The organism is Singulisphaera photorubra (assembly GCF_045290345.1).
Classification (GTDB): Bacteria; Planctomycetota; Planctomycetia; order Isosphaerales; family Isosphaeraceae; genus Singulisphaera.
In genome coordinates this window covers 6,806,432-6,830,512 of the sequence record NZ_CP155447.1, presented here as the reverse complement: position 1 = coordinate 6,830,512, position 24,081 = coordinate 6,806,432, and the positions used below count along the sequence as shown (strand labels likewise).

The 24,081-nt window shown below is 64.8% G+C and carries 15 protein-coding genes; 8 read left to right on the top strand and 7 right to left on the bottom strand.

Translation table 11 applies throughout. The features are described from left to right. Positions 1 to 864: 864 nt before the first annotated feature. Genes V5E97_RS40490 through V5E97_RS25610 form a run of 3 tightly spaced genes read left to right on the top strand, consistent with a single transcriptional unit; the run spans position 865 to position 2,929 of the window. On the top strand, positions 865 to 1,317 hold the full coding sequence (locus tag V5E97_RS40490; protein WP_475297055.1) for a DNA sulfur modification protein DndB: 453 nt from the start codon (positions 865 to 867) through the stop codon (positions 1,315 to 1,317). Beyond that, complete coding sequence (locus V5E97_RS25615) at positions 1,215 to 1,904, top strand: DGQHR domain-containing protein (RefSeq protein WP_406694427.1); 690 nt, start codon at positions 1,215 to 1,217, stop codon at positions 1,902 to 1,904. The genes V5E97_RS40490 and V5E97_RS25615 overlap by 103 nt, the downstream gene beginning before the upstream one ends. Before the next feature lie 41 nt (positions 1,905 to 1,945). Beyond that, positions 1,946 to 2,929: a hypothetical protein gene (locus V5E97_RS25610; protein ID WP_406694426.1), complete on the top strand. Its 984-nt coding sequence runs from the start codon at positions 1,946 to 1,948 to the stop codon at positions 2,927 to 2,929. A 54-nt stretch (positions 2,930 to 2,983) separates the two neighbouring features. Here V5E97_RS25610 and V5E97_RS25605 read toward each other — a convergent pair whose 3' ends face one another. Then, positions 2,984 to 3,304: a hypothetical protein gene (locus V5E97_RS25605; protein ID WP_406694425.1), complete on the bottom strand. Its 321-nt coding sequence runs from the start codon at positions 3,302 to 3,304 to the stop codon at positions 2,984 to 2,986. A gap of 29 nt (positions 3,305 to 3,333) precedes the next feature. Between V5E97_RS25605 and V5E97_RS25600 the strand changes: the two genes are divergently transcribed. Then, the gene (locus V5E97_RS25600) at positions 3,334 to 4,533 is read left to right on the top strand and encodes an ISKra4 family transposase (RefSeq protein ID WP_406694424.1); all 1,200 of its coding nucleotides are present in this window, start codon (positions 3,334 to 3,336) and stop codon (positions 4,531 to 4,533) included. Positions 4,534 to 4,570: 37 nt separating this feature from the next. On the opposite strand, the gene V5E97_RS25595 is transcribed toward V5E97_RS25600, so the two are convergent. Continuing rightward, positions 4,571 to 8,755 (bottom strand): non-ribosomal peptide synthetase, encoded by a 4,185-nt coding sequence (locus tag V5E97_RS25595; RefSeq protein WP_406694423.1) that lies wholly within the window; start codon positions 8,753 to 8,755, stop codon positions 4,571 to 4,573. A gap of 15 nt (positions 8,756 to 8,770) precedes the next feature. Further along, positions 8,771 to 15,442, bottom strand: a complete 6,672-nt coding sequence (locus V5E97_RS25590) for an SDR family NAD(P)-dependent oxidoreductase (protein WP_406694422.1) — start codon at positions 15,440 to 15,442, stop codon at positions 8,771 to 8,773. A 495-nt stretch (positions 15,443 to 15,937) separates the two neighbouring features. Here V5E97_RS25590 and V5E97_RS25585 point away from each other — a divergent pair, with 495 nt between their 5' ends. From V5E97_RS25585 to V5E97_RS25570, 4 genes are all read left to right on the top strand, one after another. After that, entirely contained in the window at positions 15,938 to 17,062 is a 1,125-nt protein-coding gene (locus V5E97_RS25585) for an ABC transporter permease (protein ID WP_406694421.1), read from the top strand. Between the two features lie 10 nt (positions 17,063 to 17,072). Continuing rightward, complete coding sequence (locus tag V5E97_RS25580) at positions 17,073 to 17,810, top strand: ABC transporter ATP-binding protein (RefSeq protein ID WP_406694420.1); 738 nt, start codon at positions 17,073 to 17,075, stop codon at positions 17,808 to 17,810. Continuing rightward, entirely contained in the window at positions 17,807 to 18,877 is a 1,071-nt protein-coding gene (locus V5E97_RS25575; RefSeq protein ID WP_406694419.1) for an HlyD family secretion protein, read from the top strand. Before V5E97_RS25580 ends, V5E97_RS25575 begins: the two co-directional genes overlap by 4 nt. Before the next feature lie 515 nt (positions 18,878 to 19,392). After that, on the top strand, positions 19,393 to 19,728 hold the full coding sequence (locus V5E97_RS25570) for a transporter (protein WP_406694418.1): 336 nt from the start codon (positions 19,393 to 19,395) through the stop codon (positions 19,726 to 19,728). 88 nt (positions 19,729 to 19,816) lie between these two features. Here the strand turns inward: V5E97_RS25570 and V5E97_RS25565 are convergent, their stop codons facing one another. The 4 genes from V5E97_RS25565 to V5E97_RS25550 form a co-directional block, all read right to left on the bottom strand. After that, complete coding sequence (locus tag V5E97_RS25565; protein WP_406694417.1) at positions 19,817 to 20,344, bottom strand: glycine cleavage system transcriptional repressor; 528 nt, start codon at positions 20,342 to 20,344, stop codon at positions 19,817 to 19,819. Between the two features lie 308 nt (positions 20,345 to 20,652). Continuing rightward, positions 20,653 to 22,209: a hypothetical protein gene (locus tag V5E97_RS25560; RefSeq protein WP_406694416.1), complete on the bottom strand. Its 1,557-nt coding sequence runs from the start codon at positions 22,207 to 22,209 to the stop codon at positions 20,653 to 20,655. Positions 22,210 to 22,465: 256 nt separating this feature from the next. Beyond that, positions 22,466 to 23,194: an SDR family oxidoreductase gene (locus tag V5E97_RS25555; protein ID WP_406694415.1), complete on the bottom strand. Its 729-nt coding sequence runs from the start codon at positions 23,192 to 23,194 to the stop codon at positions 22,466 to 22,468. Positions 23,195 to 23,392: 198 nt separating this feature from the next. Then, on the bottom strand, positions 23,393 to 23,983 hold the full coding sequence (locus tag V5E97_RS25550; RefSeq protein WP_406694414.1) for a DUF1990 family protein: 591 nt from the start codon (positions 23,981 to 23,983) through the stop codon (positions 23,393 to 23,395). Between the last annotated feature and the right edge of the window lie 98 nt (positions 23,984 to 24,081).

Here is a 24,081-nt window from a genome sequence, read left to right as displayed (position 1 = left end):
GGGGAATGAGTCAACGACAATAAACCTCCCTGCCCCCAATCCGATTCGACGTTAGCCTGTCTGGCATACGTCCGAAGGCCCACATCATCATCAGGGGTGCGGTAGGCCAATCGGCTGAGAGTTCAGCCAGCATCACGGTGGAGTTACTTCCAGAGCCGTACTTGCAGCCAGCGAGCACCAGAAAGCCGACGATCCCGGCCAGAGGAGCAGGGACGTGAGAGCAGGCGGCGGCACGACCTTGTCAGTTTCCAAACCGCCAAGACCGACCACACCCACGACGGCCGAGACTACCAAAGCATCAACGAGGCGACACACCCGAGAATGGCCGCTACGATCAACAACTCGAACAACCGATGGACCATCCTATTCTCGCTGAGGATCACACGGAGAGTGAAGAGTCTGCTGAGGAACATGATGGACGCCATGGCGAACCGCTCTGGCCAAGCACAGGCAACCGCGAACACGGCTACCGCCATCAGAGCCTGCCGGATTTTCAGTCGGAATCGCTAGGTGGACGGTAATACAACAACTTATCCCCCGGCTTGGGCCATGATTCTCGGCCCGCACTTAGCCACTCGGTCAGCGAACGCAGTGGGCACTCTTGACCGGACCATACCACAAGTGTCAGGCGAGGCTCAAGCGGGCTGGTCGGCCGTTGTGGGGCAGAGGCTATCGCACTCATGAATAGGGGGTCACTCATGAATAGGGGGTTATGCCGGAGTTTAGCATTGTTGCGGCTCAGCGATTCGGTTGCGATTTGCCGTAACGCCTTTCTAGAGTTTGACTTGTGATGAATACTTGCCTAGCGAGGGTTTAGGTGCAACACTTCTTCAAATTAGGTAGCCAAATTTGGAGTTTAACCCAGTGTCACCCAGCCCAAAGCGACCACAAGGAACTGACGACGAATCTAGAGCATCAGCGAAGAAACCAAAAAAGACATTTTCATACCCCGCTCTTCTCATTACACAAAACCAGCACCGCTTCTATTTCTCGACTATTCCTGTCGATGACGTGTTCCCATGTTGCTTCGTTGCAAGGCGAGACGAGGAGCCAATTACTGGATTCCAGCGAAATTTGAATGAGTCGCGAGCAGACGATATTGCAGCATACTTGGTCAGAGGACAAGGATCAATCCCAAGCAATATTGTTCTTTCGGCTCAAGATACAGCCAATTTGCATATACACGTAAGACGAAGAGCATCTCCTTTGCACGCGTGCCCAGGGCATTCTTGGTGCTCGATGGGCAACACAGATTGTGGGGCTATCAAAAATGTAGTCAGCGTCACCGCGTGCCGGTCGCGATCTACGAAGGGCTGAGTCGTGCTGAAGAAGCTAGACTGTTTATTGATATCAATACTAATCAACGTGGAGTGCCAGCCGCTTTGTTGTTGGATATCAAGCACCTTGCTGAAATCGAGTCGTCGAGAGAACAAATTTTGAGAGAGATGTTCGACAGACTCCAGCGAGACGCAAAATCTCCCCTTGCGGGAAAGCTGAGTGCGACCAAATCGCTTTCTGGAAAAATCTCCCGAGTGACATTCAATAAGGCACTTAGCACAGCAATCGGCAGCGGGATACTCTTCGAAGCAGACGAACCCACCAGATACAAACTTGTCCTTAACTACCTCAATGCGTTTGAAGCCGAGCTTCCCGACAAAAGATTGCTTCAGAAGTCTGCTTTTTTTGAAGCAATCTTTGAAACAATCGATGAAGTTGTTCGAAGCACGATGGCTTTGCACGGGAATGCAAAGAAGGAGTCCATCCAAAGAGTGATTCGGCCTCTAGCTTCACTTGATTTCGGCAAAGGTGCGATTGGCAAGACCCTTCCGAGCAAAAAGGCCATTGTCGCCCTGATGCAGACTGCCTTGCGTAAGAATCTTCCAATCTCGGAAGAACTACTGTGAGCGTCCCCAAATCCAACGTTTGGCAAGAGTTCCGACAGGAAATGTTGGATGCAATTCCTGTCGGCAGTAGATTTAGGTACGCCGATCCAGTGCCCCTTCGTGTATGGCGGACTGCTGGATATTATACTGTAACAGATGCCACTAAGAATCAGTTTTCACTGCTTACGGCGAACGTCGAAATTGGTAGTGCTCTTTTGAGCGATGCCGAGCATTTACTTGACCATGCAGCAGAGCATCAGGTTTTAATTTATAGAACTATAAATATGAAAGATTGGAGCAGTCCGGCTTGGCTGGTTGTTACGTTCTACTACTGGTCTTTTTTTCTCGCCCTTTCTCTTACGCGATTACTCGGACAGACAGTCTGGTACTTGGACCAAGAAGCGGTAGAAGGATTTTCTATAGCCGCACCCAATCCTCCTGTCAAGAAGGTTGGTGCTGGCACTTTCGGCTTAGCATGTGGATCGAAACTGAATAGCACGGAACGAGAAGTGATTTTGTGCAAATCTAAGGAATCTCGCCTCCATGAGCATCTTTGGAAGTTGTTTTTTAAAATATGCAAGGCAAAACTGAGTAAATTTCAAGCCGGAACATTTGATGGACTTGAAGAACGCTTGTTTGCATGTTTTGAACGATCAGCGACTCAGCTTGGCAGTCATTGGCCAAGCGACCTTCGTAACGTGGTCAATTACAGACCTGGTTTCGCATACGATACGATTCGTCGCACTCGCGTGTTGGGTAACTTCGATTACTTGAAGGGGGACAAACGGGTTTCGGTCGAAAACCTGATCGACAGGCTGGAGAACAATATTGCCTTGACCCGCTCAGCATCTTCAGTCATTCAGAATCCAAAGATCGTCAGTCGAATGCTTGTCGATTTTACTTTTCTTCTTCATGCATTTGTTTCTGAACTTCATGAAGATTTATTAAATAGAAACAGCCTTGATAATAGGTGGAAGCATAATCGAGGGCGGTTTTTGAGAGGCGAAGGACTTTACTGCGACTCGGGCCTTTGGCCCTGCTACTAATCATTAGGGTGTAACCCGCCGCCCGCTCTGTTGACTTTGTTCTCTGTCAACACTTTACGACGATAGGGGATGGAAAAAGTGGCTCCCTTGCGGCAGAACATCGGTTACCACACCAGAATGTTCTCCCCGACCAAGGGAACCGCCATGATCATGAATCAAGAGCAGGCTCTCCTCAAGGCTCAAGTCCAACTCAATCAACTGATTGAATCGGTCCACTCGGCCGCCGTAGCCTCTCGGCGGATCGATCAGGTCGAACGCGATCTCCTGGCGCAATTGCTCGATCTCGGATTGACCCTCTTGAATCTCTTCATCGCGCACCACGGCGATGGGGACCTCGGAACAACGGCCGAGACCGTTGACGGCCGAACGGTCCACCGCTCCCTCAGAAGCATGATCGCCGCTATGTGGCGATCTTTGGGGAACTCACTCTCCCTCGCGTGGTCTACGGCACCCGCGAGGGACAACGGATCGAACTTGCCCCGCTGGACGAATCCCTCGGCCTGCCCGGGGGTGACTTCTCTTATGTCGTCGAGGATTGGGTCCAGCGGTTTTCCCTCAAGGGATCGTTCGCCGAGGCGGCCGAATCGCTCCAGACCTTGCTCCGCCTGCGACTCGGCGTGCATACCCTCGAACGCATGAACCAGGAGATGGCCGCCGCCGTGGTCCCGTTCCGGGAGGCGCTCGAGCCGCCGCCGGCCGTCGACGAAGGGCCAATCCTGGTGGTCACCGCCGATGGCAAGGGGGTGCCGATGCGTCGCCCGCCCCAGGAGGGCACCAAGCCCCACCATCGCCGCACCAAGGGGGAGAAGGCGAACAAGAAACAGATGGCCTGCGTCGGTGCGGTCTACAGCATCAAGCCGTTCGTGCGGACGCCCGATGACGTCCTCGATGAGGTGCTCCGCGACCGTGGCAGCGACGACCGCCCCGAGCCGACTCATAAGCACGTCTGGGCCGAGATGAGCCGCGACCTCGAAGGCGAACCGATCGGCGCCAAGGATGCGATCTTCTGCGCCCTGTTCCAGGACCTGACTCTTCGCAACGTCGGCCACGATCAACCGGTGGGCTGTGTGATGGACGGCGAGCGCGCGTTGTGGGAAGCGCAGCGGGTCTACTTCCCGGAAGCGGTGGGGATCTTGGACCTGTTCCATGTGATGGAACGGCTCTGGACCGCGGCCCATTGCTTCCACGCCGAAGGGAGCGGTGCTGCGGAGGCCTTCGTCGCGGATCGACTCCGGGGATTGCTCGAAGGTCGTGTCGGCTACGTCATCGGCGGACTTCGCCAGCGATTGGCCAAGCATCAGCTCAAAGGCTCGCGGCGCAAGACGTTGACGTCGGTGATCACCTACCTGGAGAACAATCGTGAGCACATGAAGTGCAACGAATATCTGAATGCGTTCTGTCCGATCGGTAGCGGTGTGGCCGAAGGAGCCTGCCGCCACTTGGTCAAAGATCGGATGGAGCAGACGGGAATGCGCTGGATGGTTTCGGGTGCCCAAGCGATGCTCCATCTCCGTGCGACCTACCTGAACGATCAATGGGACGTCTTCATAGAAAAACGGATCGATAGCGAACAAACCAGGCTGTATGGGAAAAATGCGGCGTAGCGCTCAGCGGGTTACACCCTAACGGAATGAACTCTGTCTACCTGAGCAAGACGGTGTCCGAGTGGTAGGTTTCCGCCCGTTGCAGGCAATCTGCGAAGACGCGGGCCAGGGCCTGGACGTGGGGTTCCTGGACCATGCTGTGGTGCTGGCCAGGGACGAAATGGACTTCGACGGTCGCGGCCAGGCTTCCCCAGCCTCGGTCGCGGGTGGTGGCGATCGCGATGGGGGCGTCGGAGGGACGGAACAGGGTGATCCGGCTGGGGTAGGGGCGAGGGACATATTGACTGGCGAGCAGCATGTGGTGATGGAAGAGGCGTTTCAGGGAGTCGACGACCTGCTGGGCGACCCCCATGGGGACGTCGGGACCTACCAGGCCCAGTTTCAGAGCGTGCTGCCAGAGGTAGGGGAGCTGGCGATCGGGGCCAAGGGTCGCTAATTGTTCCAGGGAGATGTCCAGGCCGTACTCGCGGCCGGCGTCGTCGTCCAGGGGGGGGGCGCCGGGGGGGCTCGGAGGGGTGGTGTCGAGCAGGGCGAGCAGGTTGATGCGCTCGCCGTCGGCGCGGAGCTGCTGGGCCATCTCCAGGGCCACGAGCCCGCCCACGGACCAACCGCCGAGGTAATACGGCCCGCTCGGCTGAATGGCTCGGACGGCGGCCAGGTAATCGGCGGCCATCGTCTCCATGCGGCTCGGCAGCGGTTCCGATTCGTCGTGCAGGCCGCGCGCACGGATGGCGTGGAAGGGGCGATCCCGGCCCAGTCGTTGCGCCAGAGCCTGGTAGCAGACGACGATCCCCCCCGGCGGGTGAACCATGAAACAAGGAGGACGAGACCCCTCCGGCTGCAAGGTCAGGATCAAGCCGCCCTGCGCTGGAGTGGGATCGGCCCCGACGGCTTGAGCGGGCCCGGCCGGCAGCGAGCTCGGACCGAAGAGGCGGCCGACGACGTCGGGATACGAGGCGCCGAGGTGGCGCGCCAGGTCGGCGATGGTCGGCGAGTCGAACAACGCGATCACGTAGACCGGCTGATCGAGCGCCTTCTGGATCCGGTTGATCAGCACCGCTCCTTGGATCGAGGTTCCGCCCAGCTCGAAGAAATGGTCCTCGACGCCGATCTTGTCGAGGTGTAAGACGTCGCGCCAGAGTCCCGCCAGGAACTCCTCCAGCGGCGTGCGGGGGGCCACGTAGGGGCGGTCCAGGTCGGGGCGCTGCTGGGGGGGCGTGGGGAGCGCGCGGCGATCGACCTTGCCGCCCGCCGTGCGGGGCAAGGCGGGCAACGGGACGAAGATGGAGGGGACCATGTGATCGGGTAAGCGATCCTTCAAGTAACGCCGCAGGGCCTCGGGGGCAGGGAGTTCGCCGTCGCCGGTCACATACGCGATCAGCCGCGAATCGCTGCCCGCGCCGGTCTGGGCGATGACGACGGCCTCACGCACGGCCGGGTGGCTCATCAAGGCGGCCTCGACCTCGCCCAGCTCGACGCGGAAGCCGCGCACCTTCACCTGGTGATCGAGCCGGCCCAGAAACTCCAGAGTGCCGTCCGACAGCCAGCGGACGCGGTCGCCCGTGCGGTAGAGCCGCGCGCCCGGCCTGGCACTGAAAGGATCGGGGAGGAACCGCTCGGCCGTTTGCGCCGGGTTTTTGAGGTAGCCACGGGCCAGTCCCGCCCCTCCGAGGTAGAGCTCGCCGGGGATTCCGGGAGGCACCGGCTGGAGGGCCGGGTCGAGGACGTAGGCCCGGGTGTTGGCGACGGGCCGGCCGATGGGGACACTGGGGCGTGGGTCGTCGCGGCGGCAGGCCCACCAGGTGGAGTCGACGGCCGCCTCGGTGGGACCATACAGGTTGGAGAGCGTGACATTGAGCCGGTCGAGGACTCGGGCCGGGAGGTCCGTCGGCATCGCTTCGCCGCCACAGTAGATCCCGCGCAGGTCGCGACAGGCGTCGAAGAGGGGGTCGTCGAGCATCAGCCGGAGCACGTTGGCGGTGGCTTCGAGGACCGTCACCCGCTCCCGGATCACGCGTTCCAGCAAGCGGCGGGGGTCGTGCTCCTCGCCGGGCGCAGCCAGAACCAAGGCTCCGCCGATCGCGAGCGTGGGGAAGATGATGCAGAGCGAGGGATCGAAGGTGTACGACAGGTTGTAGAGCACGCGGTCGGTGGCAAATAGAGTGAGATCTCGGTCACGCCAGTGGACGGTGTTGACAATGGCCCGGTGCTCGACCATCACCCCTTTGGGACGGCCCGTGGACCCCGAGGTGTAAATGACGTAGGCGAGGTCGCTGCTCCGGACGCCACTGTCGGGCGGGCGCGTCGCGTCGTCGTCATCCCCCTCGGGCGCGAGCGCCGGGTCATCCGGGAAGAGCAACGCGGCCTCGGTCTCGGGGAGTCGGCCCCGGAGTGAGTGTTGAGTGAGGACCACCGCAGGGGCGGTGTCGGCCAGGACCAGGCGGATCCGCTCGGCCGGTGTGCCCGGGTCGATCGGGACGTAGACGCCGCCGGCCTTGAGCGTGGCGAGGATCGCCACGATCTGCGCGGGCGAGCGCTCCAGGAACAGGGGGACGAACGCGCCGGGGCCGACCCCCAGCCGTCGGAGGCGGTGCGCCAGGCGATTCGACCGGGCCTCCAACTCGGCGAACGTGAGGGACGCCTCGTCGCTCTGCAACGCCAACGCGTTGGGGGTCCGGGCGGCCTGGTGTTCAAAAAGATGATGGAGGCAGAGATCCCTGGGAAAATCGACCTCGGTCCGGTTCCAGTCGTCGAGCACGAGGCGACGTTCGGGCTCTGTCAGGCAGGGGAGCTGAGACAGACGCCGGTCCGGCCCGTCGGCGACACTCTGGAGCAGGGTGAGGAAGTGGCCGACCATCCGGCGGACCGTTGCCGCTTCGAATAGGTCGACGTTATATCGGAGCATGCCTTCAAGCGTGCCGTCCCCTTCCTCGAAGACCATCTCCAGGTCGGACTGGCAACTGTGCTGCTCGACGTAATACTGCTCCATCTGGAGGCCGCCGACGGTGAGCTTGGCCCCGGAGGGGGGCAGGAAGAAGCGCCAGGCTCCGAGTCGCTGGGCGCGTTGCGCCTTTTCCAGGGTGAACGTCACCTGGACCAAGGGGGGCCGGCTGAGGTCGCGCGCGACGTTCTCACGCTCGACGATGAGGGCGAAGGGGTAATCCTGGTGTCCGAGGGCATCCAGCACCGTGGTCCCCGTGCGGCGGAGCAGGGCGAGAAAGGAAGGGTCGCCGGACAGGTTGGCTCGCAAGGGAAGCATGTTGATGAAATAGCCGATCACGCCTTCGAATTCGGCTCGGCTCCGGCCCGCGAACGGGGAGCCGACCAGGAAATCGTCCTGTCCCGTGTAGCGGCCGAGGAGCACCTGGAACGCGGTCAGCAAGGCGGTGTAGAGCGTGGTCCCTTCGGACGCCGCAAGGGCCTTGAGCCGGCGCGCCAGCCCCGGTCCGACCTGCCAGGGCTCGGCACCCCCTCGGTTCGAGAACAACGTCGGGCGGGGGCGGTCGGTGGGCACCTCGAGCACGGTCGGGGCCCCGGCCAACTGCCGATGCCAGTAATTCCGGAGCCGCTCCCCGTCCGGGCTGGCCAGCAGGTCGTTCTGCCAGCGCACGAAGTCGTGGTATTGCTGACCAGGGGCCGGCAAGCACGCGGGCTGGCCCCGACACTCGGCGGGATAGAGCGACTGCATCTCCTCGATCACCAGGATCAACGACCAGAAATCCCCAACGATGTGGTGGACTCCCAGGAGCAGGACGTGATCGTTGGGCGCTCGTGTGAATAGGTGCATACGCCACAGGGGACCACGCTCGAGGTCGAACGGGCGATGCGCTTCGGCTTCCAGACGGGTGCGGAGCGTCTCCTCGCTCCACGGGGAGGCGTCGATCACTTCGAAGGGGACCGGCAAGTTCTCATGGACGCGTTGGAGCATCTCGCCGTCGCGTTCCTCGAAGGTCGTGCGCAGGCTCGGGTGGCGCTGGACCAGCGTTTGGGCGGCCCGACGAAAGGCGTCGAGATCGATCGGCGAGCGAACCCGCGCCGGGTAGCAGACGTTGTAGGCCGGACTCCGCCGGTCCATCTGGTAGAGGAACCACAAGCCACGCTGGCCGTGCGACAGGGGGAAAACCGCCGTCCGGCTCGCCCGCTCCTCCTGGAGCAACTGCGCCAGCAGCATGCGCTTCTCGGCCAGCGAAAGACCCGCTAACGATTCCTGAGATATGCCCATGTCTGCGATATCCTGTCATCGGTTGGCGTTGTTGGCCCGACCTTTCAGCAAGGTGGTGAGCAGGGCGTCGACCTGCTCGCTGGACAGATCCTCGACCTGAGAGACGATGTCCTCGGAGGGGATGGAGACGCGGCCATTGGTGGTGGTCCCCGCCATCACTTCGCCGTTGCGAGCAGGGGCAGGAGAGGGCGTGCCATCATCCCCCGCGCTGAGCCGCTCGGCCAGGAGGGTCGCGAGGCCCGAGACGCTGGGGCTGCGCAGCAGCTCCGCGATCGGCAGGTTCACACGGAGCTCGCTCTCGATCCAGTTGCGCAGCTCGACGGCCATCAGCGAGTCGATACCGAGCTGGATCAGGGGGCGTGCGTCGTCGAGACGGTCGGGCTTGGTGCCGAGGACGAGCGCGACCTTGTGACGCAGCAACGCGCGGACGAGGTCACCCCGTTCGGCCGGCGGGGCGGCCCGGACGGCGTCGAGGCCGGGCAAGGCGCCGGTGGTGGGGAGCGCGTCGCCGTCGTCGTCGCGGCGACAGAGGTGAGCGAATCGCGGTGACACCCGGTTGGTGACTCCCAGGCCATGCCAGCGTGACCACTCCAGTCGCAGCACGCTCACCTGGACGTGCTCCCGTTGGATGGCTTTTTCCAGGAGCGCGAGGGCCTGCTGGATGGTGAAGCTCAGGACCCCTTGCCGTTCGAGCCGTTCGCCCAGCTCACCGCGACGGGCGAGATAGCCGACCTCGCCGAGGTAGCCCCAGTTGATCGTCAAGGCGGGCAGACCCCGGGCCCGTCGGTGCCAGGCGAGCGAGTCGAGGAAGGCGTTGGCCGCAGCGTAATTGCCCTGGCCGGCGTGTCCGAAGACGCTCGACAGCGAGGAGAACAACACGAAGAGGTCGAGGGGGCGGTCCGCCGTCAGGGCGTGCAGGTTCCACGCACCGCTGACCTTGGGGGCCAGCACCCGTTCCAGCAGGTCGCGGTCGAGGTTGAGAAGCAGGGCGTCTTTGAGGACCATCGCCGCGTGGATGACGCCTCGGAGCGGAGGGAGGTCGCGATCGATCTCGGCCAGAACCTGCGACACGTCCTCGGCCTGCGCCACGTCCGCCGCGCGGACGACGACGCGGGCGCCGAGCCGCTCGATCGCGGCGATCGCCTGGCGGGCGTCTTCGGTCGCCACGCCTCGACGACCCAGCAAGACGAGATGCCCCGCCCCCCGGCCGGCCATCCACCGGGCCACTTCCAGCCCGAAACCGCCCAGGCCGCCCGCGATCAGGTACGTGCCGTCGGCCCGGAAGGTCAGCGGCTCGTCCTCGGAGGGGCTGGCCGCGACGCTCTGGCCCCGGGCCGACAGCACGAGCTTGCCGATATGCTTGCCGTGCTGCATGACGCGGAAAGCGTCGACCGCCTGGTCCAGGGGCCAGGCCCGGTAGGGCAGGGGGGTGAGAATGCCGTCGAGGACGCGCTGGACGATGATCTGGAGCAGACCGCCGAGCAAGGCCGGCCGCTCGCGCAGGACGTGGTCGAGGTCGATAGCGAAGAAGGACAGGTTCTTGCGGAACGGCTGGAGATCGAGCCGCGCGTTCTGGTAGATGTCGCGTTTGCCGATCTCGAGGAAGCGGCCGAAGTCGGCGAGGGCGTCGAGGCCACTGCCGATGGCGTCGCCCGGGAGCGAGTTGAGGATGACGTCGACTCCCCTTCCGCCCGTCCGCCGTCGCACCTCGTCGGCGAAGTCGAGCGACCGGGAATCCATGACGGTCTCGATGCCGAGGGATCGCAGGTAGTCGCGTTTCTCCGGGCTCCCGGCGGTGGCGAAGATCTCGGCCCCGGCGTGTCGTGCGACCTGGATGGCGGCGTGACCCACGCCGCCGGATGCGGCGTGGATCAAGACGGTTTCCCCCGGGCTGAGCCGGGCCAGGTGCTCCAGAGCGTAGACGGCCGTGAGGAACGCGATCGGGAGCGTCGCGGCCTCCTCGAAGCCGAGGCCGGGGGGCTTGGGGACGACGAGTTCGGCCCGCGCGAGGACGTGGCTGGCGAAGGCGAAGCCCGTGGCCGCGACCACCTTGTCGCCGACCCGGAGCGTGGTGACGCCGCCGCCGATGGCCGCGATCCGTCCGGCGCACTCGGCGCCGAGCGGCACGGGGCCTTCGGGTAGGCCGGGGTAGAGGCCCAGTGCCTTCATCACATCGCTGAAATTGAGGCCGGCGGCCTCGACTTCGATCTCCACCTCGCCTTGTCCAGGCGGCTGACGACGCAACACATGGGCCTCCAGGCCGTCGAGCGTCCCGGGCCGAGGGATCGCCAGGCGATACGGGACGCCGACGCGAGGGCCGGTCACGGCGCCGGGGGCGGGCTGAAAACGGTGGGCGTAGCGGGTCGACTCGCGCCAGGCCACCTCGTCTTCGCCGTCGTCGGCCTGGACCTCATCGAAGAGGAGTATGTCAGAAATGGGTTGTTGAGCACGTGTAGTGTTGAAATGGGTTATGGGCTCCGCTTCGTCTTCGTCTCGGGCGTTGGGGTCGAGGTCGACGAGTTTGCAGGCGAGTCGGGGATACTCGGCCGCGATCACCCGTCCCAGCCCGAGGACCGGGCTTTGCGCCACGGCGACCGCCTCGGGCCGGTCGCCGACCGACTGCGCGCCGCGGGTTACGAGGACGAGCGGGGTCGACGGGGCCGACGCGGCTTGCTCCCACGTCTGCACGAGATGGACGAGGCTGAGGACGCCCGCCGTCTGCGCGTCGGCGAGCCGGGACGCGGTGAGTCCGGCCGCTGGCGGTGCGTCGAGGTTCCACAGATGGACGACGCCTCGGCAAGGGAGCCGGCCGGGGGCATGGACGACCTGAACCAGCCGGCGGAGGTCGTCGGGTTGCGCGGGATTGACCCGGTAGTGCGTACCCTCCCCGGCAAATCCAGGGCCCACGGTGGTGAGCACGCACTCGTCGCCGCGCGCTCGCAGCCGTTCGGCGAGCCGCGCGCCGAGGCCCCCCTGGTCGGCGAAGATCAGCCAGGCACCGGGCGCCGCGGGGGGGCTGGCCAGGGGCAGAGGTTGGGGCTGCCACTGGTAGGCGAACAGCATGTCGTCGAGCGAGTCCTGTCGACCCCGCATGACGCGCCGGCTCTCCAGCCCCCGCACGCGGACCGCCAGCCGTCCGGCCTCGTCGTAGATGTCGACCTCGGCCAGGGACCGGCGCGGGGTTTTCTTCAGCAGCCGGGCGTGCGCCCAGACCTGTCGGCCCGGCCGGCGGAAGAGTTGGACCTGCTTGATGGACGAGGGCAAGTAGAGGCCGCCGTCCCGCTGGTTGAAGTCGTCGTCGGCCGGGATGACGACCTGAAGGCAGGCGTCGAGCAGGGCGGGATGGACCAGGTGCGTTGCTTCTTCGGGTTCGAGCGCCTTGGGGAGCCGCACCGACCCCAGGGATTCGCGATCGCCTTGAAACACCTGCTCGATGCCCTGGAACAGAGGGCCGTAGTCCAGGCCGATCAACCGCAGGTAGTCGTAGCATTGATCATGTGAGTACGTGCGCGGGCAGCGGCGTCGGAGCGCGTCGAGGTCCAACGGCTGATCCTCCGGCTCGGACGGACGGGGGCGCACGACGGTGGTCAGATGGGTCGTCCATTCCCGGGCGTCCTGAGACTGGGCCGGCCGTGTGGCGGCCTGGAGGGTCGAGGTCGCGGTGTCGAACGCGCTCTGGACCCAGAGCGGCTCGTCGGGCGCGAGGAAACAGGGGTTGGCGAGCGTGACGTTCCGCAACTCGCAGCCCTCGGCGCCCAACAGCTCTCGGGCGGCCCCGAAGGCCAGCTCCAGGTAGACCGTGGCCGGCACGATGACGGCGTGTCGCACCCGGTGGTCGGCGAGGTACGGCATGAGACGCAGGTCCAACCGAGCCTCCCACTCCGGCCGGGGCCCTTCCCGGCCGACCGCGAGCAGCGGGTGCGCCGGCGGCGTGAGCCGGGAGGCCCGCGACTCCTCCGACTCGTACCAGCAATGCTCGCGCTGCCAGGGGTAGAGGGGCAGTCTCACGAACCGTGGCGGGTTCGGGAACACCCCCGTCCAGTCGACCGGAACCCCTTGCACGTGCAGCGCACCGAGCGAACGCAGCAACGTCGCCCGCTCGCCCGCCTGGCGGCGCAGCGAGGGAAGGACGGTCGTCTTCCGCCCCTGGTGGGCAAAGCATTCCGTCACCGAGGAGGCCAGCACCGGGTGCGGGCTCAACTCGACCACGAGGTCGGTCTCCCGTTCGATGAGTCCGTTCACGCCGTCGCCAAAGCGGACGGTCTGGCGGATGTTCCGCCACCAGTAATCGGGGCCGAGCTCCGGCCCCTCGACGCGTCGGCCGTGGACGGTGGAGAACAGCGGCAACCCCCCTCTCTTCGGCCGGATGCCTTCGAGCGCGGCGAGCAACTCGGCGCGGATCGGGTCCATCAGGGCGCAGTGGAAGGCGTATTGGACCTTCAGGAAGCGGTGGAACACCCCCTTCGCGTTGAGGCGTTCCGCACATTCTTCCAGCGGCCCGGCCTCGCCCGAGAGGGTGACCGATGCCGGGCTGTTGATGGCGGCCAGGGCGACGCGGTCGCCGTACTCGGCGATCAAGCGGCTCGCCTCGTCGGGAGTGAGGGCCGTGGCGAGCATCCGGCCGCGCGCGGGGGCCTGCTCCATGCATCGGCCCCGGTGGTAGATGATCCGCGCCGCGTCTTCCAGGCTGAACACGCCGGCCAGGTACGCCGCCGCTACCTCGCCGACACTGTGCCCGACCAGGGCCTCGGGGCTCACGCCCCAGGAGTCCCAGAGCGCCGCCAGGCCCACCTGGATCGCGAAGAGACAGGGCTGCGCGATGGCGGTGACGTCCATCCGCGAGGCGGACTCGTCGGCCGTCAACTCGTCCAGCAGCGTCCACGAGCCGAGCGGTCGCATGAGAGCGTCACAGCGCGCGACCGCCTCGCGAAACACCGGCTCGGTACGCAGCAACTCCCGTCCCATGCCCCACCATTGCGGCCCCTGCCCTGAGCACACGAAGGCGATTCGGGGCGGCCGGCCCCCCGTCGCCCGCCCTTCGAGGACCCCCATGGCCATCGGGCCGGAGGCGAACTCGGTGAGGCTCTCCGCCAGTTCCTCCACGCTGTTCGCGACGACCGCCGCGCGGTCCTCGTGGTGCGTCCGGCGCAAGGCTGCATTCGCGGCGATCTCCTCCAGGGAGAAGGCGGTTGCGCGTGGCGTCACAAATTCCGCCAGTGCCTTCGCCGCCGCGCGCAGGGCCTCGGGGCCTCGGGCCGACAGAGGAACCAGGCAGGCGCGCGGAGTCGCCTCGTCAGGTTCAGGCTCCCTGGCCTTTTTCGCCCTCGGGATCGGGACCGGGGCCTCCTGGAGCACGACGTGGGCGTTCGTGCCGCCAAATCCGAAGGCGTTGATCCCCGCCGTGGCCGCCCCTGGGCCTGCGGGCCAGGGTTCGCTCCGGGTGGGCACCCGCAGCCGGAGGCCGTTAAAGTCGATGTCGGGGTTGGGCCGGTCGAAGTGCAGGTTGCCGGGGATCCGGCGGTGGTGGAGCGCGAGGGCCACCTTGATCAACCCGGCGATGCCGGCCCCGGCCTCCAGGTGTCCGATGTTCGTCTTCACGGAGCCGACCAGGCAGGGCCGCCCGTCCCCCCGCCCGTTGGCCAGCGCCCGGCCCAGGGCGCGGGCTTCGATGGGGTCGCCCACCGGCGTCCCGGTGCCGTGGGCCTCGACATACTGGACCTGGCCTGGCGTGACGCCGGCCCTGCGGCACGCCTGAAGAATCAAGGCGGTCTGTGCGTCCTCATTGGGCACCGTCATCCCCGGTGTGCGGCCATCCTGATTGACCGCGGCGCCCCGGATCACCGCGTACATCCGGTCGCCATCAGCGAGGGCCTGCGCCAGCGGCTTCAGCACGACGACGCCGGCCCCCTCGCTCCGCACAAAGCCGCTGGCGCCCGCGTCAAACGCCCGGCAACGTCCTTCTGGGGACAACATCCCCATCCGACAGAAGCCAACGTACCAGTCGGGCAAGAGGAGGGCGTTGACCCCGCCCGCCAGGGCGAGGGTGCAGCCGTCGCGCCAGAGGCTCTCGCAGGCCAGATGCACCGCCACCAGCGCCGACGAGCACGCGGTGTCCACCGCCAGGCTCGGCCCTCGCAGGTTGAAGCAATAGGAGAGGCGGTTGGCCGCGATGCTGAGCGACCCCCCTGTATTGGAGTAGACGTCGATGCCGCTCCGGTCGCGGAAGCTGGTCTCCAGCACCGAATAGTCGAAGCTGGAGATGCCGACGAAGACCGCCGTGTTGCTCCCCGAGAGCCGGTCGAGGTTCAATCCCCCATCCTCCAGGCTCTCCCAGGCCACTTCGAGCAGCAACCGCTGCTGAGGGTCCATCCGCGCCGCCTCGCGCGGCGAGATGCCGAAGGCGTGCGGATCGAAGCGGTCAATCCCCTCGACGAAGCCCCCCCAGCGCGAGTAGGTCTTTCCCGGCCGGGACGGGTCGGCGTCGTAGAACGCCTGGAGGTTCCATCGCTCGGCGGGGACTTCCGTGATGGCGTCCGTGCCGCTCTCGAGGAGGTTCCAGAACGCCTCGGGATCGTTCGCTCGACCGGGGAAGCGGCAGCCGATGCCGACGATGGCGATCGGTTCACGAGTCCCGGACCCGGATCCAGTTCGGGGACGAACCGGCCCGTTGAGGCGACGGTTTGCCATGACTCAACCTGCTCTATGCGAGCCCTTGAATCGCGATTCGCGCGGCCTGGGACGATCCGTTTGTTTCGTCCCGCAGATCGAAGTGGAATGGTTCCGTGTGAAAGGGAAGAACCGGGGCTTGCAGATGCGGTCAAGGATGTTTTCGTCTGCAAGCATGGAGTTGCCGCCTTCTGGCAAATCCCGGAAGGGCGGACAGGGGGTTATCGTGTCGCCCTTCCGTCGGTCCTGACCCTTCGGGCCGGCGCTCGGTGTGATGGCCCCGGCGCCCGATCTTCCACCTACTGTCATCATAGCGCCGTCAAACCCTTCGAGCAATCAGTTCCCGCTGATCCGATGGTGAGGCGAATCCCCGCCAGATCACCGTCGCGCCTGGGGAGTTTCGTCCCTTTTTGCTTTCCATGGAGGGGATGCCCCGTTCCGTCTCTTGGTAGAATTGCGATGATCGGGCTTGCTCTCAGCTCAGGGATCGATTGCGGGATCGAACGGTCGCGGTCCATGCCTTATTCGCTGATCATCCTCTGGCGCGAGCGCCGGCGGTTTTTGCCGGCGATCCTGGCGGTTGCCTTCAGCGACCTGCTGATCACCGTCCAGGTGGGCCTGCTGCTCGGCGCCTTGGCGGTGCTGACCTTACCGATCGACCACAGCCGCGCCGAGGTTTGGGCCGCCTCGCGCGGAGTGCTCAGCCTGGAACTCGGCTACCCCATTCCCGAGTCCTGGCGGGCGCGACTGGCCAGCATGAGCGAGGTGACGGAGACCGAACCCTACCTGTACGGGTTCAGCTACTGGCGGAAGCCCCGGGGCGGGTCGGAGGTCTGCTGTGTCATCGGGTCGCGGCTGCACGATGGCGCACTCGGTGCGGTGAGCGATCTGACACCCCGGATGCGCACGTTGCTGACGGAGCCGGGGGCCGTCGTGATCGACGAGTCAGAACGGGAGCGGCTGGGCGTGCGGGGCGTGGGGGGAACGGCCGAGGTGGCGGGGAGCCGGGTCCGAGTCGTCGGCCTGGTGCGCGGGCTCAAGAGCGTCGGGCCGCCCTTTGTCTTCTGCTCGTTGCGGACGGCCTCCCTCCTCCAGCCGTTGTTCCGCGACTATCCCCGGCATACGATGTACCTGCTGGCCCGCTGCCGTGACCCTAAAGACGCCGGGGCCGTGGCCCGCCGACTGGGCCAGCGATCGGACCTTTCCGCCTTCACCCGTGAGGAGTTCTCGGATCGGACGCGCCAGTACTGGGCCACCAGCACCAAGGCGGGGATCGGCATGGGCTTCACCGCTCTTTTGAGCCTGCTCGTGGGCCTAGCGATCACGAGCCAGACCTTGTACGCCGCCACGGCGGCGTCGCTGCGCGAGTATGCCGTCCTGCGCGCTCTGGGCATCCCCCGGCTCAAGATGGCGGGTCTGGTCATGGCGCAGTCGCTCTGGGTGGGCCTGGGAGGGATCGGCCTGGCCTTGCCGATGATTTACGCGCTGGCGGCCAGTGGTGAGCGAAGCGGGGCCGTCGTGCTCCTCCCTCCCTGGCTGCTCGGCCTGGGCACGGGCTTGACGCTGGCCATGGCCCTCCTCTCCGGTCTGGCGGCCCTACGCTCGCTGCGCCTGGTGGAGCCGATCACCCTGTTACGCTGAGGTTGATTCAATGTCCCGCGACGCGCCGGCCCTGGTCGCCCAGAACCTTCACCGCTCGTTCGGCTCGGGCGATGAAGCCGTGCACGTGCTGTGCGACGTCTCCCTCGAACTGGACGAGGGGCAGGTGCTCTTGATCATGGGGCCCTCCGGCAGTGGCAAGTCCACGTTGCTGGCGGTGCTCTCGGGTCTGTTGCGGCCCGACCAGGGGCAAGTGCGGATCCTGGGCGAGGATCTCTGGCGGATGCGCGAAACGGACCGCGAGCGGTTCCGGCTGCGCCATTTTGGCTTCGTCTTTCAAGGCTTCAACCTGTTCCCGTCGCTGACGGCCGGCGAGCAGTTGGAGATGGTCGTCCGTTGGGGCGAGGGGGCGTCCCGTCGTGACGCCCGGCGCCGGGTGGGGGAGATCCTCGAACGACTCGGACTGAGCCGGCGAGCCCACCTCCGCGCCGATCGGCTCTCCGGCGGTGAGAAGCAGCGCGTGGCCGTCGGACGCGCCTTGCTCAAAAGCCCTCGGTTCTGTTTCGCCGACGAGCCGACGGGCTCGCTCGACTGGGTCCACGGCGAACAGGTTATCGAGCTCTTGCAGTCGGCCGCTCGAGAGCGCGGCGCGGCCTTATTCGTGGTCGGCCACGACCCCCGCCTGGTGCCTTACGCTGACCGCGTCCTGCACCTCGCCGACGGGCGCCTGACCGACGAGATCCCACCCCCAGCAACACAGACACCGACCCCCGGCGAGGTCCCCTCGTGAGATGCTTCTCCCTCGCTCTCGCTCGCGGTCCGCTTTGGCTCGTCGTGCTCGTCACCGTGGGCATTGCCCTGATGGCCGGGAATCTCCTCGGACGACGCCCGGCCCCGGCCCTGGCCGTTGCTCCGGCCGACTCCACCTCCGCGACGGAAGCGGTCGTTTGTTTCGGCTCCGTGGACCTGGAGCATGGCGTGACGTCGCTACTACCGCTCCAGCCGGGCCGGGTCGCCGAGATTCTGGTCCGCGAGAACCAGGCGGTGCCGGCCGGAACGGAGCTGCTCCGCCTGGAGGATCGGGCGGCCCGGAGCCGGCTGCTCGAAGCGGAAGCGGCCTTGAAGCTGAGTCGGCTGCAACTCGACCAGACGCGGAAAGTACCTGATCAAAAGCGTGATCGGGTTGCCCAACAGCAGTCCCTGGTTGACGCGGCGGGCGCCCGGCTGGCTGCGGCCCGTCAGGTCCTGGCCCAGAGACGGAAGATGGGGCAGATCCCGGTGATCCAGGCGATCGATGTGGCCGCGAGTGAGGTTCAGATCCGCGAACTGGAGGCCCTGGCACGGTCGGAAACGCTGCGCCTGGCGGAACTGAAGGCCCGGGATGTCGACGCCGAGATCCGGCGCGCGGAGTACGACCTGGCCGTGGCTGAGGCGCGACATGAGCAAGCCCGGCTGGCCCTGGAGGAGTGCTCTGTGCGAGCCTCTCAGCCTGGCACCGTGCTGCGTATTCTCGTTGGCCCGGGCGACGTGCTGGGGGCCGAACGCGGCCAGCCCGCGTTGCTTTTCGCCGCCGACGGTCCGCAAGTGATTCGCACCACCGTGGAGCAGGAGTTCGCCCCTCGCGTGCAGGAAGGGAAGGCCGTCCTGGTTCAGGATGAGGCCGACCCCGCCGTCTCGTACCGCGGCCATGTGGCGCAAGTCGCGTTGTGGTACAGCCAGCGCCGTCCGGTGCTCCACGACCCGTCCCAGATGAGCGACGTCCGCACCCTGGAATGCGTCATCGTCCTGGAGCCGGGGCAGCCGCGCCTGCGACTCGGCCAGGCGGTGCGAGTGACCATCGGAACCGTGCCGCCCTGAGCGGGCCCGGAATCAATGTCAATGTGTCTGGCGCCAACCCGTCGAGGTCAGCCTCCGCCAATGTGCAGGCCGTCTCGGATCGTGGCGACGGACCTGGACTCGCTCGAATGATGGGCCAGGCGAACGAAAACCGCCGCGACGTTTGCGGCAAGGGAAAATCCACGAAAAAGTCCCGGCTCAAGAAGAAGCGGGCCTTGGTGGTACGAAAGTGCCTCCCGTCGGACTCGAACCTACAACCCGCCGATTTCGTAAAGCTGAAGTCCAGGGTTCGAGTCCCTGAGGTGGCGTTTTTTGAAAGAACGCAAATTAGCAAGGAGCTTCGGCCCCACTTTTTTGTGCGCCTGGGTCCTGGGTTGTCGAAGCCGGGCGAGCATCACTTTGGGTATGCCCGTTCCCATTTGGGGAAGTTCGGGCTTGTGGGTTGAAGTCCGCCGCAAGTTGCGGTTGTTTTAGGTTGTGGTGAGAACAACTCGCGGATCGCCGGGTCCGACTGTGGAGTGGACGAGGACTGGCCCTTGAAACACTATCTTCCCGTCGTGATCACGATTGGGTTTAGCGTCGTGGGGGTGCTTGGCGACTATCTGCTTAAGCTAGCCAGCGACCAGAAGCACCCCTTGCGCTCCGGCTGGTTCTATATCGGATTCGCCGTTTACGCTTCCACGGCTTTCGGCTGGGTGTACGTCATGCGGCACCTGAAGCTGGCTACGATCGGGGTCGTCTATTCCGTCTCGATGATCCTCCTGCTGACTGGCCTCGGGACTCTCATTTTCCGAGAACCGCTCAAAGCCCAGGAGGTTGCGGGACTCATCCTGGCGATTGCTTCCCTAGTCCTCCTCATGCGATTCGCCTGAGCCGCCGTCCCGCCCCTCGCAAGTTGTCAGGTCAAGGCATGCCCCGGACAACATCGCGACGGGGGCCGACGATGCGGATTTATGTGTATTACTTGGCGAATACGTCGATTTCGACATTCAGGCGAACGCCGATCTTCTCCAGGCCCGCTTCCCAGTCGGGCACCGAGAGGCTCGGGGGGATGACAACGTGGGCGGTCATGGCGAAGAGGGGAGAGCCGGTGGTGGGCGCCGGGGTCGTCTCCGAGTCGATCGACTCGATGTTGACGCCGTTCTGGGAGAGGTACTGGGAGACCTCATGGATGATCCCCTCGTGGTCGGCCCCCTGGACTTCGATCCGATAGGGGAGCCAGCCGGGGGGAGGCTCGGCATGCGGGTGTTCCGCTTGCGTCGTCGTGATCTTGTACCCCTGAGCCGTCAGGACGGCCAGGTCCACTTCGAGCCCGTCGAACGGCTCCGACGGTAGGGAGACGAGCATCAGGACCGCGAATTCGCCGCCGAGGCGGACCATCCGGCTGGTTGTTACATTGCCGCCGCGGGCAAGCAAAAGACCGGTCACCTCGTGAACGATCCCGATCCGGTCGGGGCCGGTCAGTGTCAGTACGTAATTCCGCTGCATGGAAGAGCGACCTCACCCGTATTGGCTCGCGAAACGATCCGCACGTCGACAACCCGGCGCAGCGGGCCGTCCCCGACTCGACCGCCATCAGGCGCGATCGTATTTTTTTTTCGATGTCGGCATCTTACCTTGGGGTGAGTCTTGAATCCACGCGCGAGCCTCCTCCCGTCCGTTCAGGCCCCCGCCACTTCACGAGGTGATCGAGTCCCTCCGGGAGCATGAGGGCCGGATCGAGGTTCACCTGGCTGGCGCATGGAAATCCGTTCGAGATCGAGGGCCGCGTAAGCCGCTTTCGTTTTTGTGGATTTTTATTTGTCGACCTGCAAGTACTTCACCTGCGCTGGGCCGTACAGCCCTCGACCCGGTATCAATCGGCCTTTTTGAAGGGTCGCGGCGGGGGGCCGATCGCTTGGCGTGGCTCGGCTCGTTTCACCCACGAGCCTTCCGTCTTGAAGCACGCGGATGGTCTTGAGCCCGAACACGACCTGCAACCGGGTCGAGCCTTCCGTCCATTGCAGGGGAGCCGCGACATGGCCAGGCCGGCTCATCCGGTAGACTCGTCCGTACTCCTTGCGAGCGGCTTCGTCGAGGAAGTCAAACTCTGGGGACCAGGGTTTCGAACTCTTCGCGGACGTGGAGACGAGGAGGTCGTTGCCCAGAGACACCAGGCTCGTGAGTCGCTGACCCCACTGGTTGAGTACGGCGCCTCGGGCGGCCGTTTCTTTTTCGTAGGGATGCGTCGTGGCCGTTGTGACCGCGGGCTGGCTGAACATCCGGCGCACGAGGCTCCAGTCCCCCGAATTCGGCGGAAACCGCCAGAGCTCCGCCCAGGGCCAGACGCCCGCGTAGACGTCGCCTCCGAACAGGGTCAGGGTCTGCGCCTCGCGGGCGTCCCGTGACACTCCCGGCATGACGGGGGGGAAGCCTGCCTTGGGACGTAGGGAATTGCCGTCATACTCAAGGACTTCACCGCTGGGATAGTGCCCCAGCCAGAGTGAGTCGCCGACGTTCAACGCACAATAAACTTGATGGCTCTTGCCGTCGGGCGAACGGAGCGTCTGCCAGCGATCTTCTCTCAGACGGTAGACGCCCCCTAGGTTGGTCGTCACCAGGAGGTCATCTCTGAGTTGCCCCATCGCATAAGGGAATTCCCCCTTCTTGCCGAGTTGCAGCGCGTTTCCTCCTGCCGGCGAGAGGGGATCCGATTGCCCTGGCCGCCATTTCCAGGCGAGGAAGCGTTCGGTCCTGGAGTCCTCACGATCGAAATGGTTCCAGAGCACGAGCTGCCCCTGGCCATAGTAGGGGCGGCCCAGTGTCCCCTGATTCTCGGGCCATGCGAGGATCACCTGGTCTTTGTAACGGACCTCGCGGTCACTGACCGTCACGAAAGCGTCGGCGACAGGCGTGGCCTCCGGGTTGATGCCCGCGGCCGGATCCCAACTCTTTGTGGCTTCGGTAAAAACTCGGACGTTTTTATCGACGCCGTCCGTTGCCGTGCGCGCATAGAGTCGACCGCCACGGTCAAAGAGGTAGACCCCCGCGTCGTCGTTCACGCGGGGGAGAGCCTCAAACGTGAGAGGGGCCTCGTTCCGCTCAAAGACATGTAACACATGCCGGTCCGCGCGATCGAACGTGTTGTAGGCTCCAAGGAATCCTGCTCCCAGTAGCGCTTGCCCTTCCGGCGAGCGAACTTCGAACAGCGTGCCGAAGTTCTGGCCGAGATCCTCGCCACGCTCGAGAGTGATGGTGTAGGTGCTTTCCGTGGCCGAGTCGACGTCGGAGGCCAGAACAGCCATCGTGGGAGTGAGAATGAGGAGAGAGGTTATGAGAGCGCGAGTGGTTCTGAAACCATTGAATGTCATCATTTGCCTCGTGTTCCGCCGTTCCCGTTGGCCACGGGGCCGCGATTCAGGTTGGAGACCCGGCGGCGAGGGCCGACCCATTGGGGGTGGCCGCTCTCCGTCGGATTTCCACGAATCACCAGCAGAACGTCATGTGCCGAGACAATCAAGGGATTATCGGATGATTCAGGCAGAACGATGAGGGAGGAAAACGGTTGGTTGACCCAGGACTCTTGCTCGTTTTTGGCAGGTGGGCACAGTCTAACCGGGAATCCGCCTTTCAAACAAGCAATGCGCCGCCATCGACGTGGATCACGGTGCCCGTCGTGTAGCCGTTGCTCATGAGGAAGATCGCCGCTTGAGCGATGTCCTCGGGCCGACCAATGCGGCCGACGGGTAGCTTTGCGGCGGTCGCGGCGAAGAACGCGGTGCGGCGGTCTTCGGGCATGCCGGCCCAGGTTGGGGTGTCGACGACCCCCGGAGCGATGACGTTGACCCGGCTCGGGGCCAGATCCAGCGCGGCAGACATTGCCAGCGATGCGAGGCCGCCGTTGACGGCGCTCAGGATGGTGGCGTTGGCACCGGGCCGCCAGCCCGCAACCCCCGAGACAAGGGTGATCGAGCCGCCTCGGCGGAGCGCACGGGTGGCGTGCTTCAAGGTGTAGACGGCTCCCAGAAACTTCGTACCCAGGATCGGGTCGATCGAAGCCCGCGTGAGCTCGGCGAGCGGAGCCGAGGGGGCGGCCGGCTTCGCTGTCAGGATCAGGTGGTCGAACTGGCCAATCCGGTCCATCAGGTCACTCACGGAATCTTCGTCCGCCACGTCCACAACCTCGATCGCCACCTGGGCGGTGTCGCCGATCGTTTGCTGGACTCGTCGGAGCTTCTCCACGGTCCTCCCGGCGAGTACGACGCTCGCCCCCATCGCGGCCGAGGAGGTCGCGACGGCCGCGCCGATTCCCGAGCCCGCTCCAATCACGACGACCTTCTGGTCCTTGAGCGAAAACATGAGATTTTGCTTTTCCTTCGAGTTCCGTTTCGATCCCAGTCGATATCCCAGCTTCGCCAGTTCGATGAGCGAGTCAAGTCCGTGGCCGTCCCGACTTGCGTGGTCGAGCAGGGGGTGTCGGGCCGGCCGTTTCGTCGCCGCCCCCATTTGTGGGCGTTCACAACGGGGTCATGCCAGTTGGCAAGCCTCTCTTTCTGATCAGGCTGGCTCAGGATTGTTGGTCGCGGCGATCATCGCCGCGGCCGACGCCTTGCCGAATCGGCGCTGGACGGTTCGCATGTAGGGATAGCCCAGGCGGGCCAGGATGCCGCGGGGGCGGGAGAAGGCAAGAATGTCGTACCAGACGGCTCCGCTGGCTCGGTCCCACTCGATGAGGAATCGTTCCTCGCCCGTTCCGGCGTGGTGGGGGAGGGTGCCATAGGCGAAGCCGTAGCGCTGGACTGGATGCTGCTCATCAACGATGTAGACGACCCGGCAGGCGTTTAGCCACCAGACGCCGAGGACTCGAGCGACGACTCCGACGACCTCATCAACCTGGAGCGGCGAGGGGGGGGCCCATGCTTCCACCCAGCCCAGGCGGAATTGCGTCCAGTCCTTCAAGGCACGCTGCGCTCGGGAGAAGACTTCTTCACCCTCGCCGAGTTTGACCCGCGTATGATCCAGGATGTAGCCCTCGGGAAAGAGGTCGCCGGCGGTGGCACCAACCGCCTGGTAGGTGAAATCGAGCTTCGACTGGGTGGCCAGAAAGTCGCGAATCGATTCCGCGGAAGGTTTGCGCAACGAAATCATCAACATCCTCGGGGCCAGCCGACGGTTCGGTATCATTTTTTCTTGCCGACTTCACATTCTATATCGTGTGACGAAATCCGCCGCGGGCCACGATCCCA